This window comes from Micromonospora krabiensis (genome assembly GCF_900091425.1).
GTDB lineage: Bacteria > Actinomycetota > Actinomycetes > Mycobacteriales > Micromonosporaceae > Micromonospora > Micromonospora krabiensis.
Window position 1 is genome coordinate 346,934 of sequence record NZ_LT598496.1, and the last position, 14,345, is coordinate 361,278.

At 68.0% G+C, this 14,345-nt stretch carries 8 protein-coding genes and 23 tRNA genes; 25 read left to right on the plus strand and 6 right to left on the minus strand.

Features of this window, described 5'->3' with window-relative positions; all coding sequences use genetic code 11:
* Nucleotides 1-18: 18 nt before the first annotated feature.
* Nucleotides 19-3,795: an nSTAND1 domain-containing NTPase gene (locus tag GA0070620_RS01475; RefSeq protein ID WP_172836360.1), complete on the plus strand. Its 3,777-nt coding sequence runs from the start codon at nt 19-21 to the stop codon at nt 3,793-3,795.
* A gap of 255 nt (nt 3,796-4,050) precedes the next feature.
* Here GA0070620_RS01475 and GA0070620_RS01480 read toward each other — a convergent pair whose 3' ends face one another.
* The 3 genes from GA0070620_RS01480 to GA0070620_RS01490 form a co-directional block, all read right to left on the minus strand.
* On the minus strand, nt 4,051-5,316 hold the full coding sequence (locus GA0070620_RS01480) for an ATP-binding protein (protein ID WP_091597774.1): 1,266 nt from the start codon (nt 5,314-5,316) through the stop codon (nt 4,051-4,053).
* A gap of 498 nt (nt 5,317-5,814) precedes the next feature.
* Nucleotides 5,815-6,456: a GyrI-like domain-containing protein gene (locus GA0070620_RS01485; RefSeq protein ID WP_231922140.1), complete on the minus strand. Its 642-nt coding sequence runs from the start codon at nt 6,454-6,456 to the stop codon at nt 5,815-5,817.
* Nucleotides 6,440-6,973, minus strand: coding sequence for a PadR family transcriptional regulator (locus GA0070620_RS01490; RefSeq protein ID WP_091587813.1), 534 nt, complete (start codon nt 6,971-6,973; stop codon nt 6,440-6,442). Before GA0070620_RS01490 ends, GA0070620_RS01485 begins: the two co-directional genes overlap by 17 nt.
* A gap of 1,044 nt (nt 6,974-8,017) precedes the next feature.
* Here GA0070620_RS01490 and GA0070620_RS01500 point away from each other — a divergent pair.
* The 23 genes from GA0070620_RS01500 to GA0070620_RS01595 all read left to right on the plus strand — a co-directional run bounded on the left by GA0070620_RS01500 (nt 8,018) and on the right by GA0070620_RS01595 (nt 10,931).
* A tRNA-Trp gene (locus GA0070620_RS01500) sits at nt 8,018-8,090 on the plus strand.
* A 110-nt stretch (nt 8,091-8,200) separates the two neighbouring features.
* Nucleotides 8,201-8,275: transfer RNA gene (locus GA0070620_RS32545), tRNA-Pro, on the plus strand.
* 1 nt (nt 8,276) lies between these two features.
* Nucleotides 8,277-8,349 (plus strand) — tRNA-Ala (locus GA0070620_RS01505).
* A 101-nt stretch (nt 8,350-8,450) separates the two neighbouring features.
* Nucleotides 8,451-8,524, plus strand: a tRNA-Glu gene (locus GA0070620_RS01510).
* Nucleotides 8,525-9,036: 512 nt separating this feature from the next.
* Nucleotides 9,037-9,111: transfer RNA gene (locus GA0070620_RS01515), tRNA-Gln, on the plus strand.
* A gap of 76 nt (nt 9,112-9,187) precedes the next feature.
* A tRNA-Leu gene (locus tag GA0070620_RS01520) sits at nt 9,188-9,265 on the plus strand.
* Between the two features lie 5 nt (nt 9,266-9,270).
* Nucleotides 9,271-9,346 (plus strand) — tRNA-Thr (locus GA0070620_RS01525).
* Between the two features lie 51 nt (nt 9,347-9,397).
* A tRNA-Met gene (locus GA0070620_RS01530) sits at nt 9,398-9,474 on the plus strand.
* Nucleotide 9,475: 1 nt separating this feature from the next.
* Nucleotides 9,476-9,559 (plus strand) — tRNA-Leu (locus tag GA0070620_RS01535).
* 79 nt (nt 9,560-9,638) lie between these two features.
* Nucleotides 9,639-9,711: transfer RNA gene (locus GA0070620_RS01540), tRNA-Ala, on the plus strand.
* A gap of 25 nt (nt 9,712-9,736) precedes the next feature.
* Nucleotides 9,737-9,810 (plus strand) — tRNA-Asp (locus tag GA0070620_RS01545).
* Between the two features lie 5 nt (nt 9,811-9,815).
* A tRNA-Ser gene (locus tag GA0070620_RS01550) sits at nt 9,816-9,902 on the plus strand.
* A gap of 56 nt (nt 9,903-9,958) precedes the next feature.
* Nucleotides 9,959-10,031: transfer RNA gene (locus tag GA0070620_RS01555), tRNA-Arg, on the plus strand.
* A gap of 49 nt (nt 10,032-10,080) precedes the next feature.
* Nucleotides 10,081-10,153 (plus strand) — tRNA-Pro (locus tag GA0070620_RS01560).
* A gap of 3 nt (nt 10,154-10,156) precedes the next feature.
* Nucleotides 10,157-10,232: transfer RNA gene (locus tag GA0070620_RS32550), tRNA-Thr, on the plus strand.
* Between the two features lies 1 nt (nt 10,233).
* Nucleotides 10,234-10,307 (plus strand) — tRNA-Pro (locus GA0070620_RS01565).
* A 5-nt stretch (nt 10,308-10,312) separates the two neighbouring features.
* A tRNA-Ser gene (locus GA0070620_RS32555) sits at nt 10,313-10,398 on the plus strand.
* Between the two features lie 4 nt (nt 10,399-10,402).
* A tRNA-Lys gene (locus tag GA0070620_RS01570) sits at nt 10,403-10,474 on the plus strand.
* 2 nt (nt 10,475-10,476) lie between these two features.
* Nucleotides 10,477-10,552: transfer RNA gene (locus GA0070620_RS01575), tRNA-Met, on the plus strand.
* Between the two features lie 2 nt (nt 10,553-10,554).
* Nucleotides 10,555-10,626, plus strand: a tRNA-Val gene (locus tag GA0070620_RS01580).
* Nucleotides 10,627-10,631: 5 nt separating this feature from the next.
* Nucleotides 10,632-10,705, plus strand: a tRNA-Glu gene (locus GA0070620_RS01585).
* A gap of 1 nt (nt 10,706) precedes the next feature.
* Nucleotides 10,707-10,779: transfer RNA gene (locus GA0070620_RS01590), tRNA-Asn, on the plus strand.
* A gap of 78 nt (nt 10,780-10,857) precedes the next feature.
* A tRNA-Arg gene (locus GA0070620_RS01595) sits at nt 10,858-10,931 on the plus strand.
* A gap of 115 nt (nt 10,932-11,046) precedes the next feature.
* Here GA0070620_RS01595 and GA0070620_RS01600 read toward each other — a convergent pair.
* The 3 genes from GA0070620_RS01600 to GA0070620_RS01610 are packed head-to-tail and all read right to left on the minus strand — an operon-like array spanning nt 11,047 to nt 13,396.
* A complete protein-coding gene (locus tag GA0070620_RS01600) occupies nt 11,047-11,826 on the minus strand; it encodes a MerR family transcriptional regulator (RefSeq protein ID WP_091587818.1) in 780 nt (259 codons plus the stop codon).
* Between the two features lie 14 nt (nt 11,827-11,840).
* Entirely contained in the window at nt 11,841-12,602 is a 762-nt protein-coding gene (locus GA0070620_RS01605) for an ABC transporter permease (RefSeq protein WP_091587820.1), read from the minus strand.
* Entirely contained in the window at nt 12,599-13,396 is a 798-nt protein-coding gene (locus tag GA0070620_RS01610) for an ABC transporter ATP-binding protein (protein WP_231922141.1), read from the minus strand. The genes GA0070620_RS01605 and GA0070620_RS01610 overlap by 4 nt, the downstream gene beginning before the upstream one ends.
* A 183-nt stretch (nt 13,397-13,579) precedes the next feature.
* Between GA0070620_RS01610 and GA0070620_RS01615 the strand changes: the two genes are divergently transcribed.
* Nucleotides 13,580-14,272, plus strand: a complete 693-nt coding sequence (locus GA0070620_RS01615; RefSeq protein ID WP_091587825.1) for a type 1 glutamine amidotransferase domain-containing protein — start codon at nt 13,580-13,582, stop codon at nt 14,270-14,272.
* Nucleotides 14,273-14,345 lie beyond the last annotated feature (73 nt).

Here is a 14,345-nt window from a genome sequence, read left to right on the forward strand (position 1 = left end):
AGGACTTGGAGGTCGGTGTTGGGCCGTCGGGAAACGCCCCTGGACCCGAAGGCGGGCCCGGTCCACCGGCTGGCGTGGCAACTGCGCCAGTTGCGGGAGCAGGCCGGCAGCCCGAGTTATCGGGTCCTGGCGCGGCGGGCGCACTACTCGGCGAGCACCTTGGCAGAGGCGGCAAAGGGTGAGCGGTTGCCGTCCTTGGAGGTGACGTTGGCGTATGCCGAAGCGTGTGGCGGCGATGCCGGCGAGTGGCGGGCACGATGGTCAGCCACCGCGAAGGCGATGGCTGCTTCGCCGGCGCCACTTCACGCCGAGGAGCGCTGCCCCTATCAGGGACTGACGTCGTTTCAGCCGGAACAGGCGCAGTGGTTCTTCGGCCGCTCCGAGTTGGTTGACCGGCTACGGGACCGGGTCGAACGGCTGCCGTTGAGCTGCCTCATCGGGGCATCCGGTAGCGGGAAGTCATCGTTGCTACGGGCCGGGCTGCTGGGCACCATCGCCGCGGATCAGCGGGCGACCCAGCGGTGGCGGACCATCCTGATGACGCCGACCGAGCACCCGATCGAGGCATTGTCTGCCGGGCTCGCGAAGTTGTCCGGTCAGGACGTCGAGCAGGTGCGCGAGGCGCTGACTGAGGATCCAGCCGGCCTGGACATCACCATCCGTAGCGCCTTGGCGGCCAGTCACCCCGACACCCGGGCGCTGTTGGTGGTGGACCAGTTCGAGGAGATCTTCACGCTCTGCGCCGACAGAGACGAGCGCCGCAGGTTCGTCGAAGCGCTGCTGGACGCCACCCAGGGCTCGGACCGTCGGACCACGGTGATACTCGGCGTGCGCGCCGATTTCCTCGCCCACCTGATCAAGTATCCGGGGCTGGCCGACGCACTGGGCGATGAAGGGCACCTTCTGGTGGGTCCGGTGTCCACCGCGGAGCTGCGGGAGATTGTCACCCGGCCCGCCGCCCAGGTCGGGATGGGGGTGGACCCCGACCTGCTGACCACGGTGCTCGCTGACGCCGCCGACGAGCCCGGCGCGCTGCCCATGGTGTCGCATGCTCTGCTGGAGACGTGGCAGCGACGAAGCGGGCCGACCCTCACCCTGTCGGCCTATCACGCGAGCGGGGGCGTACGGGCAGCGGTCGCGCAGACTGCCGAGCGGGTCTACGCCGAGTTCGGGACAGCGGAGAAGCGAGCCGCACGGCGGATCTTCCTGCGGCTCACGGCTCTGGGTGATGGCACGGAGGACACCCGCCGGCCCGTCGCGCGAGCGGAACTCGAGGGCATCGCCGACTCGGCTGTCACCATCAGGGTGCTGGATCAGTTGGCCGAGGCCCGGCTGGTGGTCCTGGGCGACGGCACCGTGTCCGTGGCCCATGAAGCGTTGATCAGTGCGTGGCCACGGCTCCACCGATGGCTCAGCGACGACCGCGCGAGCCTGCTCACCCACCGGCGGCTCACCGACGCCGCTCACACCTGGACGTCATTGCACCGCGATCCCGGAGCCCTCTACCGGGGCGCCCAGTTGGTCGCCGCGCGTGCGTTCGCCGATGACCGTCACGACGAGCTGAACCAGCACGAGCGCGACTTCCTGCACGCCAGCAACGCTCTCGCCGACGCCGAACAGAACAGTGCCCGGCGCCATGCTCGTCTCCTCAAACGCCTCGTCGCAGGCGTCTCCGTCCTGCTGGTACTCGCACTCTTGGGCGGCGCCGTGGCGGTGCGGCAACGCCAGGACGCGCGCCGGCAGCAGGTGGTCGCGCTCTCCAGCGAGCTGTCGCTACAGGCCCGGTCTCTGCTCGCCACCGACGCGGAGCTGGCGGGCCTGCTGGCCGTCGAAGCGGATCACCTGCACTCCAGCACCGAGACCCGGGGGAGCGTGTTGAGCGCGGCGGCGGCACCCCGCCACACCGCACTCAACGTCGGCGGGCCGTCCATCTACGCCGTCGCGTTCAACCCTGACCATTCCCTGCTCGCCTCCGCCGCCGCGGACGGCGTGATCGGATTGTGGGACCCGGCGCGCGGCACGCGCGTCGCCACCCTGTCCGGACACACCGGGCGGGTCGCGAACCTGGCCTTCGTCAGCGACGGACGGCTGCTCGTCTCCGTCGGAGTCGATGGGACCAACGGCTCCGTCATCGTCTGGGACATCCGCACACGTCAGCAGGTCACCCGGTTGTCGGAGAACAACCTCGCCTCCGGCACCGCCTTCAGCGCTGACGGAACAATGGTCGCCCTCGGCCTCACGAGCGGCGCGGACGACGCCGCCGCTTCCAAGCCCGGCGACATCGCCCTGCACGATCTGCGGTCCGGGACCCGCACGTTGCTGCGCGGTCACCACGTGCCGGTCGCGTCCCTGACCTTCAGCCACGACGGCAAGCTCCTCGTCTCCGCCAACGGGAGCGAGCACCCGACCGTCTGGGACGTGGCACGACGCAGGCCGATCGCCCACCTGCCCACCGAACACATCTTCTCGGTCGCCTTCGGACACTCGGACCGTGTCCTCGCCGGGCTGGCGCACGACCGAGGGGTGTACCTGTGGGACCTCGGCGACGACCAGCCGGCCCCACTGCCGCCCCTGCCCCTGTCGGGCCGATACGCGTGGTCGATCTCCGCCCCGGTCGGCAACAAACTCGCCGTGGCCGACGAGAACGGGGCGATCACCATCTGGGACCTGCGGCGCCGCGAGCCCCTGCAGACCTACCAGGACCGGGGCCGCAGCGAGACAGCCTCCGTCGCGCTGAGCCAGGACGCGGCCATGCTTGCCTCCGCCGGGTTCAACGGAACCATCGTGCTGCACGACATCGGCAACGCCCCGTTCGCCGGATTCACGGCACAGGTGAAGGACGTCAAGGTCAGCCCGGACGGTCTCCTCATCGCCTCCGCGGGCAGCGACAGAACCGTGCGGCTGTGGGACGCACACGGGAAAACCCTGACCGCGCTGAACGGGCACCCGGACGAGGTGCAAGCCGTGGCGTTCAGCCCGAACGGACGCCTCCTCGCCGCGGTCACCCGAAACAACATCGTCACCATCTGGGATGTGCGGAGTCGAACGAAGGTGACCCGGCCCTTCCTCACCACAGGGGTCGGCGCCTCGACGGACATTGACTTCGATCCCGGTGGTCGCATCCTCGCAACCGCCACCCTCGGCCCTGACCTGTGGGACGTCACGGACATGAACAAGCCGTCCGAGATAACAGACAGATTCCCGGCCCGCATCGTCACGTCGTTGGCCTTCACCCCGGACGGGCGCCGACTCCTGGGCGCGAGCGTGGGCGGCTATGTCAACACGTGGGACATCACCACGGGAAAGCTGATCAACCGGGTCAACACCCAGCAGAGCGCGGTGCAGGACATCGTCGTCAGCCCCGACGGCAGCTGGCTGGCCACCGCCGGCGACAGCCGCACCATCAAGCTGTGGGACGCCGTGACCGGCCGGGAAACAGCCGTACTGAGTGGCCATACCGCGCCCGTCCAGGTCCTCGCCGTCAGCCGAGACGGACGGCGTCTCGCCTCCGCCGGCGACGACCACACCATCCACGTCTGGGACACCAGGACCCGCCAGCACGTCGCCACCCTTACCGGCCACCGCGCAAGAATCCGCGGACTCGCCTTCACCCCGACCGGGAACCTCATCTCCGGAGCCGAGGACGGCCGGATCATCAGCTGGTCGTTCGACCTCCACGCCGCCAAAGCCCAGATCTGCGCCGCCGCCGACCGCAACCTGACCCGACAGGAATGGGCAACGCACATCTCCTCGCGGCCGTACAAACCCTCCTGTGCCGCACCGCCTCGTCGCTGACAGCGCGCGGCCTACCTGCGTTACGCAGCGGGTGACCTCGATGCCCGCCCGGGAGTCGCCGTGCGGGCTCTCCCGGGCATGCCTGCGGTGTTGCTCAGTGGCTATTGGCGTCAGGTCGAGCTTCAATCGAAGGATCGAGGCGACATCATGACAACCGCGCTCGTCAGGATCGTGTCCGAGCGCAGCGAGGGTTCGATCAACCTGAAGAACACCGGCCAGCAGCGCGAGATGGTGTCCGGCAGCCGCGCGGACCTCTCAAGACGGAGATCCTGCTGGCGGAGCGGAGATCTGCCACAAGGCGCTGACCGGCAGGGCGCGGAGTTTGTCGCCGAACGGCAGCGTGGAGCGTCCGGTGTAGAGGACGATACCGGCGATGAAGTCGTCGCCGAGGCGATCGGCGAGTCGGCGTAATCCGCGGAAGTCGTCCGGTCCGACGGTCGTGGCTGCTTTGACTTCGATCCCAACGACATGTCCGGATCTGTTCTCGAGCACCGCGTCGACTTCGTATCTGCTCTGGTCCCGATAGTGGGACAGGTCAGCGGACTGCTCGGACCAGGTGAGCTGGCGGGACAGCTCGGACAGGGCGAATGATTCGAGTAGCGGACCGAACGGTGCGCCCGGCCGAAGCAGTGCCCGGGCGTCGGTCGCGATCTCATTGGCGGCGATGCCCGAGTCGACGAAGATCATTTTAGGCGCGGCAGTGGCGCGGGTGCCAAGGTTGCGTGACCAGCCGGGGATCCGCTTGATAAGGAAGATTTCTTCCAGGGCCTGTAGGTAGCGGGCGATCGTCGGCCGGCTCAGTCCGAGTGAAGATTCGAGGGCGTTGGCGGCGATGACGGTCGCGGATCGAGCCGCGAGCAGCCGTACCAGCTTGCGTAGCTCGCCCTTGTGCTGAATGTCGGACAGCTGCCGGACATCGCGGTCGATGAGCGCTTGGACGTAGGCGTCGAGGAAGCGGTGGCGGCGGCGCGGGTCGCTGCGAGTCGTGGCCTCGGGCAGGCCGCCGCGCACGATCCTGGCCGCGTAGTCGGCGCGGGTGACGTCCGACTCGTGTCGCAGCTCGGGGCCGAGTGCGAAGATGGCATCGACGAATCCGTCCGGCTGCCCGTCCAGTTCGCCCTGGGAAAACGGCCAGAGCTCGACGGTCTCCATCCGGCCGGGCAACGCGTCCGGGGCAGCGACCATACCGAACAGCCGAGACGATCCGGTAAGTAGATACCGGCCGGGACGGGGTTCCTCGTCGACAGCTGCCTTGATGGCCAGCAGTAACTCCGGAACGCGCTGGATCTCGTCGATCACCAGAAGTTCGGTGGATTCCACAAACCCGACCGGGTCAGCGATCGCCGCCGCCCGGTCCTGTGCCCGGTCGAGATCACGACGCTCGGCGAGACGATCGCCGGCGACGATGCGCACCAGGGTGCTTTTGCCGGCCTGCCGTGCTCCGCTGATCAGAACGGCACGGGTGTCAGCCAGGGCGGCGTCGACCTGCGCGGCGGCGCGGCGGGGGATCAGATGCGGTATGGGCACGGGGTCATAATAACTGGCACGGTTCCGATCTGCGAGGGGTGCCGCGTTCGATCTGCGGAGCGGACCGTGTTCGGAATGCGGAGCCTCCGTGTTCGATTTGCGGGCTCCGAGGGCAGTCGTGGTCCCGGAACGCGCGGTCGGCTTCGGCCGCAAGGGCGCAATGACGGGACCTTCACATGCAAGCAAACCGGCGGAACTGGCACGCCGGCACCGCGCGGCGGGACCAACTCGCCATGACCGACGGCTTCGCCGATACGCCTGCCTGAGTAGGATGGCTGGGCAGCCAGCAGCGTGACCGGGACGCCGACGCCCCTTCTGCAGCTGCCGCCAGCACGCCCGGACACCCAGTTCGCCACGATGCATGAGCTGACCCGCGTGCGGTGATCCGGGCCCCGGGTTGAGCCCCACCGAGGCATGGCGCTGTCGGCGGATGCCGATCATGTTGACGAGCGCAATACCCGACCGCCACTGGGTGTCGGCCACAGTTCCGGCTCACACCTCGGTGTGGGTGGTGATCGGCTGCCTGAGGATGGTGCGCTGCTTGTCGGGTGCGACCTTGCGGAAGTCGCTGAGGTAGATCTCGTGGTGAGTGCCGGCCAGGCGAAGGCCGTGGCCAGGGATGAACTCATGATGCAGGTGCGCGAGCACGTCGGCCTCGTCGTCGAAGGAGCCGACGTGCAGCGTCTGCACGCACCGCCCCTCGGACAGCGCCTGAAGACGGATGTCGTCAAGACGCGCCGGTCGGTGCGTGGCGCCGGCTTGCCCGACGGCGGCGGTGAACAAGGCCTGGTCGATCCAGTCGGGGACCATGAGCATCAGAGTCCAGTCCCACCGTGACTTGTCCCGTGCCGTGGTGAAGGACGCCATGTCCTCGGCCCACCACAGACCTTCCAGTGGCGGGACGACGTAGTCGCGCCCGAGGTCTCGCTTGCTGGCGAACTTCAGCTTGTACGCCACCGGGTAGAGCGCCTCGACCGCCTCGGTGAAGGCGGGCGAGGTGTTGGGGTCGCCGTGGCCGTCGATCATGAGGTACTGCAGGTCGGGTACGTCGACCATCCGGAACCGGCCTCGGTGCGCTCGGTAGGCGTCGAGGGTCTTCTTGAAGTCGACCTTGCCGTCAACTCTCCTGGTCACGGGGCACCTGGACTCGGGTGGTGAGCCACTGCCGCTCTGCCTCCATCTGGTTCAGGGAGTAGGAGAACACCTCACGCGCCGCCAGCGGGGCGGAGGTACGCGCCTGCTGCGCCGCCTGGACTGCGGCGATCCGGGTCTCGAGCTGCACGAGCCGGGTGCGCAGCGCCTGCTCGTACTGCTGCGCCGTCAGCAGGGACAGGTTGGCAACGCCGACCAGCACGGGAAGTGGGGTTGGCCGCGCCTCGGCGATGAAAGCCAGCGCGTTACGCGCCGCAACCCGGCGGCCCTCGGCGGTGGCGTGGAAGACGCGGCGGGACTTCGCGGCGGGCGGAGCCTCCCCGACAACGACCAGGCCACGCTGCTCCAGCTTGGTGAGCAGGTAGTAGATCGAGGAGAAGCCGATGTCGGTCCACTGCCGGATGCCGCGCTGCTCGATCGCCCGCTCCAAGTCGTAACCGTGCTGGGGCTGTTCGACGACCAGGCCCAACACGGTCAGCTCGGCGGGAGTCAACTCCACGATTTTACTCTAGCACTAGAGTAAAATGGGGTGTCGCCGGCCAGGCGATGTGCGGCAGGGTGTGCGTCGTGGACGAACGGCACGGCGACGGACCGGGTCGCTTCCGCGACCCGTTGGTCAGCTTGTACGAACTGGCAGCCGAGGACATCGACGTCGTCTGCCCGCGCTGTGGACACCGGGCGATCAATGCTCCACGACCAACCAAGAGTGGTCCGGCTCCCGCATGGCCCCGGCGGCTCACCTGCACGTCCTGTGCGTACTCGGCGTCCTGGTCCCCGAGGGAATCTGAGGGATCACACTGGGGCGGTCCGGTCGATCCGTTCTTCCGCCTGCCCCTCTGGCTGAGGGCCCAGTGCTGCGGCGGGCAGACGCTCTGGGCGTTCAACCGCACCCACCTTGACCTCCTGCAGGCCTACGTCGGCGCTCGACTACGCGAGCGGGGCCCGGAGCCGGGTGGTATGACGCTGGTGGCGCGGCTGCCGAGCTGGGTCAAGGCCGCGGGCAATCGGGACGAGTTGCTCAGGGTTATAGACCGACTACGTGCGTCGATCGATTGACGGGCAGCAGGTGGTATGGCGACGGTGTCTGGACCTACAGCAGGTCCGGGACGGTCTGTTCGCCTGCTCCTGTGGCCGCCACTTCTGTTTTCACCCTGCCAGGCATCGTGCGGACGACCGGGGCGGCGGACGACCTGCGCGACGAGCACGACCGTCGTCGACCTTGACCCCTTTGTCGACGTCGATTCCGAGGGGACCTCGAATATTCGTTGCCATCTGGATTGCGTAGCGCCTACCTTGAATGAGCAAGGTCAACCGGAGTAACCCGAGGAGTTCCCCGTGTCGCAGTACGCCTCCACCGATACTACGCGGTTCATGCCGCGCGGCGGTGTCGTGCTGCTGCCCTCGATCGGGCGAGCCCACGACCGCTGGGCAAGCGAGCAGAACTGGAAGCCAGGGTGGCGGCGCGAATAGCGCCAGCGCAAGCTGCGAAAGCCGCCCACCCCGACAGGGGCAGGGCGGCTTTTCTGTAACCGGACAACTTCATAGGGGCGTAGCTCAACTGGTAGAGCACCGGTCTCCAAAACCGAAGGTCGCAGGTTCGAGTCCTGTCGCCCCTGCTTTTCGTCCCGGCTTCGGCCGGCGACGTTGTTGATTCTCAACTCCACAGTGGATGGCATCAGCATTACCCCGGCCGGCGCCTGCACGGGCCGGCCGGGGGCAACACCCTCCGGGACGAGGGAGACGGCAACCCGCCTGCTTCGGGAGCAGGAGACACGGGGTTCGACACCCCGGTCCCGGACCAAGGGGACGTAGCTCAGCTGGTAGAGCGTCGGCGTGGCACGCCGAAGGTCAGGGGTTCGAGTCCCCTCTTCTCCACGTACCGATGCCCTCCTGGTAGCGAACGGGAGATCTCCGTACACGAGGGGAGGGCGCGGTGGCCGGTTCGTGGTATTCGACCACGATGCCCGCCGGTCCATGGGCCGTTGGAGCAAGCTGGCAGCTCACCTGGTTCTCAGCCAGGAGATTGCGGGTTCGAGCCCCGTACGGCCTACGTACGCATGCCATGTGGTCGCGGTGAATTCGGCGGACACGTCGGTCGTCCAGACCGAGAGCAGGGGTCGACGCCTCGGTCGCCAGCTCCGGGCGGATGGTGGAGTGGTTTCGAGGACTGCGACCGGGCAGCGGCCGTCGCGGGCGGACAAGCCACGATGGCCACGTCGCGGTCGAGCGTCGCCGCGTCAGCGGCGGTCGTGGGGGTTCTCCGGCGGCTCCAGAACGTCCGACGGTGGCGGCGGTGACTTCTTCGGGCCGAACCCGGTCCGTGTCACCCACAACACGATGACGGCCACGATGACGGCGATCAGAAGGACGCATGCAATCCCCCCGGTGATGCCCACAACGCGAAGTTATCGCGTTGTGCGCAGCGGGGGACTCGGTTTCGAAGATGCTCGATCAGGTGGGTGCGGCCTCGGGCCGAGCTGACGACCGGGCCCTCCTCGCACAAGATCATTAGGCCGCCGGTGCCTGATCATGACTGGCGGGACCGCGGACCGCCGGCACCCTTCCCGGGTCGTCTAGTCGGTAAGACGCCGCACTCTGGATGCGGAGAGCTGGGTTCGAATCCTGGCCCGGGAGCCACGGCAGGACACGCAAGCGGGTCGGCGCAGGGTGGCCGATCGCCACCGCGAGCCGACAGGTGACCTGCCGCGAACATGCCCTCGTGGCCCAACCTTGGTGGAGGCGCCAGGTCGAGGTCCTGGTCATCGTGCAGGTTCGAATCCTGTCGAGGGCACTCACGCCGGCGTAGTTCAGTTGGCAGAGCACGCGCCTTGTAAGCGCGAACGCGCCGGTTCGAACCCGGCCGCCCGCCCCACACATCCCGCCGAGCCCCTTGTGGGCCGGGGGGCTGGGAAGAACCTTCCATGCCGACGTAGCTCAGGTGGTCAGAGCGCTCCGCTCATAACGGAGAGGCCACGGGCTCGAATCCCGTCGTCGGCACCACGCGCTCGTGGTGGAACTCAGGTAGACACGCACGGCCCAGACCCGTGTGCCGAAAGGCGTCAGGGTTCGACTCCCCCCGAGCGCACGCAAGGCCGAAGGTGGAGTGGACCCGCCGCCCCGGGAGCACCGGGGAGAACTGGGTCGACTCCGGCTGGCCGAGCCATGGGGGCGTGGCGCAGGTGGTAGCGCGCTGCTTTCGCATTGCAGAGGTCAGGGGTTCGACTCCCCTCGTCTCCACTTCCCGGCCGAGGACCGGGACCATGCTGGCGTAGCTCAGCGGCCAGAGCACCCGGTTGTCAGCCGGGCGGTTCGCGGGTTCGAGTCCCGTCGTCAGCGCGCATGGAAGGTTGGCCGAGTTGGTAAGGCAGCGGGTTGCTAACCCGTAGCGGGTCACACCGTCGGGGGTTCGAGTCCCTCACCTTCCGCCATGTCGTCGTGGCCATAGCGAGGAGATGCCTGGTTCGACTCCAGCCGACGACACCACGCCTCCGTAGCTCAGCGGACAGAGCATTGGATTACGGATCCAGGGGTCGCGCGTTCGAATCGCGCCGGGGGCACGCAGAGAGGCGAAGATGCGGCTGGGCATCCGGACCGCCCTTCGTCTATCGGGATGTGGCGCAGGTGGGAGCGCGCTTCGCTGGGGGCGAAGAGGTCGTCGGTTCGAGCCCGGCCATCCCGACAAAAGGGCGTAGCGCACGGGGGAGCGCACCGGTCTGGTGTGACCGGAGGAGCTGGCTTGACACCAGCCGCCCTGACCAACGGGCTGTAGCGCAGCTTGGTAGCGCGCTCGCTTCGGGAGCGAGAAGTCGTCGGTTCAAATCCGGCCAGCCCGACTCATGGTGAGGCCACCCGATAGGTGCCGGGCGCCGTCCCGAAAACGGTTTGGGTCGAAAGGCCTTGGGGGTTCGAATCCCTCCCTCACCGCCCCGCGTCGCTACCTCAGAGGGAGAGCAGCCGGCTCTTAACCGGCGGGTGCAGGGTTCGAGCCCCTGGCGACGTACGTGCGGGATGGCGCAGTCATGGAAGCGCGCTGGGCTCATGACCCAGAGGTCCCCGGGTTCGAATCCCGGTCCCGCTCCCGCCCCGGTAGCTCAGCGGGAGAGCATCCGCTCGACAAGCGGAAGGTCACTGGTTCGACACCAATTCGGGGCACGCACCGCGCGTTCGGTCATGGGTAGGCCCTCGCCCTTTCACGGCGATGAAGCGGGTTCGAGTCCCGCACGCGTGACCAATCCGGTGTCGCCCAGTCGGTAGGGCAGGGGATTGTTAATCCGTCAGGCGCTGGTTCGAGTCCAGCCACCGGAGCAAAGCCCGGGTAGCTCAGCGTGAGAGCGTCGCTTACAAAGCGAGGGTCGGGAGTCGAATCTCTCCGCTCTCACGCAGGCCCACGTAGCTCAGCGGACAGAGCACCAGCTTCCGGAGTTGGGTTGTCGGGGGTTCGATTCCCTCCGTGGGCGCTTCAAGGTGGTCGTGTGACCGAGTGGTCAGGCAACCACGCCGGTTCGAGTCCGGCCTCGACCTCTGATGCCATCCACTGCGGGGATGAACGGCCGTATGCCAACCCGATACCGCTCAGCGTGGTGGCTTGTCCAGCCGCTGCATCCGGGTCCAGCCGTCCCAGCCGCGTTCGCGCATCAGGTCTCGTAGACGCTCGGCCCGTTTGTCGGCCGCGTCGGCCAGGTCGTCCAGCAGGGCGAAGGACATCTCGTCGTGGCCTTCCCCGCCGAAGTCGAGCTCGCCGGCGGCTTCCGCCTGCTCGGCGAGCTCAACCATGATGTCGGCGGCCTCGTTCGCCAGCCGGTCGTCGATCCCCTCGGCCTCCATGAGCTGCGACAGCACCCGATAGAGCCGGACGACTCGCGGGTCCTCGAGCTGCGCGAGCTTGCTCGGGATCCATTGCAGGACCTGGTCGGGCCAGCGTGCCGCGATGAGGATCCACCCGTCCCGCTCGCCCGCCATCATTCGCTCGGATGTGCCGATCTGCCGGAGCCGGTTGAGATAGGCGACGACCTCCGGTGGGAGCACGAGGCTGTCCCCGGCGCTGAGCTGTCGGATTCGCTTGCGGCTGGTCTGCAGTCGTTCGATCTCGTCACGCAGGCGTTTGTCGATCTGATCGACCGCTTCGGCGAGGGTTGCCTCGTCGGCTTCGAGGATCCGGGCGATCTGCGTCAGCGGGACGCCGGCGTCGGCGAGGGTGCGGATCTTGATGAGCGACACCACGGCCGGTGCGCCGTACGTGCGGTAGCCGGAGGCGTCGCGTTCCGGTTCGGGCAGCAGCCCGATCTGGTGGTAGTGCCGCACCGCCCGCACGGTGACACCGGCGTACGCGGCCAACTGCCCGATCGTCAGCATGCGTCGATCCTGGCTCAGCTGGTCCGGCGACGATAGGTGATGCCGGCGAAGGTGAAGGCCGCCACGAGCAGGCCGACGCACCAGGCGAGGGCGGTCCAGATGCCGGTGCCGACCGGCTGGTCGGTGAACAGTGCTCGCAGGCTGTTGACGATGGAGGTCACCGGCTGGTTCTCGGCGAAGGCGCGGACCGGGCCGGGCATCGACGCGGTGGGCACGAATGCCGAGCTGATGAACGGCAGGAAGATCAGGGGGTAGGCGAACGCGCTCGCGCCGTCCACGGATTTGGCGGTGAGGCCGGGGATGACCGCGAGCCACGTGAGCGCGAGGGTGAACAGGATCAGGATGCCGGCGACCGCGAGCCAGTCCAGCACGCCCGCGCCGGAGCGGAAGCCCATCGCCAGGGCGACCAGGACGACCACGACGAGAGAGATCAGGTTGGCGACCAGCGAGGTCAGGACGTGCGCCCACAGTACGGCGGACCGGGCGATCGGCATGGACTGGAACCGTTCGAAGATGCCGCCCTGCAGGTCCTGGAAGAGGCGGTACGCGGTGTAGGAGATCCCCGAGGCGATCGTGATGATCAGGATGCCGGGTAGCAGGTAGTTCACGTACGAGCCGCTGCCGGTCTGGATCGCCCCGCCCAGGACGTAGACGAACAGCAACAGCATGGCGATCGGCGTGATCACCGTGGTGATGATGGTGTCGGGGCTGCGCGCGATGTGGCGCAGCGAACGACCCAGCAGGACTGCGGTGTCGCCGAGAAAGTGCTTGTTCATCGCTTCTCTCCGTTCGAGGCCGTGCCGACGAGGCTGAGGAAGACGTCCTCGAGCGTGGGCTGCTTCTCGACGTACTCGATCTTGGCCGGGGGCAGGAGCCGCTTAAGTTCGTCGAGGGTGCCGTTCACGATGATCCGGCCCTCGTGCAGGATCGCGATCCGCTCCGCGAGCTGCTCCGCCTCGTCGAGGTACTGCGTCGTGAGCAGCACGGTCGTGCCGCCCGTGGCGAGTTCCCTGACCGCCGACCAGACCTCCAGGCGGGCCTCCGGGTCCAGCCCGGTGGTCGGCTCGTCGAGGAAGATGATCGGCGGGTTCCCGATCAGGCTCATCGCGATGTCCAGCCGACGGCGCATGCCCCCGGAGTAGGTCGCCACCCGGCGGGAACCCGCCGCCGTCAGCGAGAAACGCTGCAACAGCTGGTCCGCGATCGTGCCGGCGTCCTTGAGATGCCGCAGACGGGCAACCATGGTGAGGTTCTCGCGGCCGGTGAGGATCTCGTCGACGGCCGCGAACTGGCCGGTGAGGCTGATCGACTCACGGACGTCCGCGGCCCGCGTCGCGACGTCGAAGCCGTTGACCTCCACACGGCCGGCGTCCGCCTTGAGCAGCGTGGACAAGATCTTCACCAGGGTGGTCTTGCCCGCCCCGTTCGAGCCGAGAAGGGCGAAGATGCTGCCCCGCGCCACGTCGACGTCGACGCCGCGCAGCACCTTCACCTCCTTGAACGACTTCTCCAGTCCTCGTACGTGAATCGCGGTCTGATCGGTCCGATCGGTTGCCGGTGGAATGCTCATGCCCGGCAGCATGGAGGGTTGACGCTGCGTCAGGGTCAAGCCCTGCCTCGGGCCGGCCCGAACATGTGACCCGCCGCACCGCGACCCGCCGGCCTCCGGGGGCTTCAGCCATCCCGCCACGCCGTCGTCCGAGCCGTGATCCAATGCGCGTACGGGGCGGGACTGGTGATATCGGGAGGGAACATGACCAAGGTACTGATGGTGCTGACCTCGCACGACCAGCTGGGAGACACCGGACGCAAGACCGGCTTCTGGCTCGAGGAGTTCGCCGCTCCCTACTACCGGTTCCGCGACGCCGGCTGGGACGTGACGCTCGCCTCGCCCAAGGGTGGGCGCCCACCGCTGGATCCGAAGAGCAATGAGCCGGACTTCCAGACCGATCAGACGCGCCGGTTCGAGGCCGACGCGCAGGCAAAGGCCCAGCTGGGCGAGACGCTGCGGCTGGACAGGGTGTCCGTCGACGACTTCGACACGGTGTTCTATCCGGGTGGCCACGGCCCGGTGTGGGACCTCGCTGAGGACGAGAACTCGATCAAGCTGATCGAGCGGACGGTCGCGGCGGGCAAGCCGATCGCGCTGGTCTGCCACGCGCCGGGGGCGCTGCGGCATGTGGTGACGTCGGACGGGAAGCCGCTGGTCGCCGGTCGGCGGGTCACCGGCTTCACCAACGGCGAGGAGGAGTTCATGGGCCTGACGAAGGTTGTGCCGTTCCTCGTCGAGGACGAGTTGCTCGCGAAAGGCGCCGAGTTCGACAAGGTGGGCAACTTCGAGCCGTTCGTGGTGACCGACGGGCAGTTGGTCACCGGCCAGAACCCGGCCTCCTCGGGGCCGGCCGCGGATCGGCTGATCTCCCTGTTCGACGGCGCCGGTCGGTAGGGATCACCAGCTGCTGGCAACCGCCGCGCCCGACGCACACGTGGTCAAGTCGACGCTCCTCTTGACGTCGACG

What these genes read in the sequence shown, in the direction of transcription:
- GA0070620_RS01600 (WP_091587818.1), bottom strand. Translation starts at nt 11,826, where the DNA reads ATGCTGACGATCGGGCAGTTGGCCGCGTACGCCGGTGTCACCGTGCGG.
- GA0070620_RS01605 (WP_091587820.1), bottom strand. Translation starts at nt 12,602, where the DNA reads ATGAACAAGCACTTTCTCGGCGACACCGCAGTCCTGCTGGGTCGTTCG.
- GA0070620_RS01610 (WP_231922141.1), bottom strand. Translation starts at nt 13,396, where the DNA reads ATGAGCATTCCACCGGCAACCGATCGGACCGATCAGACCGCGATTCAC.
- GA0070620_RS01615 (WP_091587825.1), top strand. Translation starts at nt 13,580, where the DNA reads ATGACCAAGGTACTGATGGTGCTGACCTCGCACGACCAGCTGGGAGAC.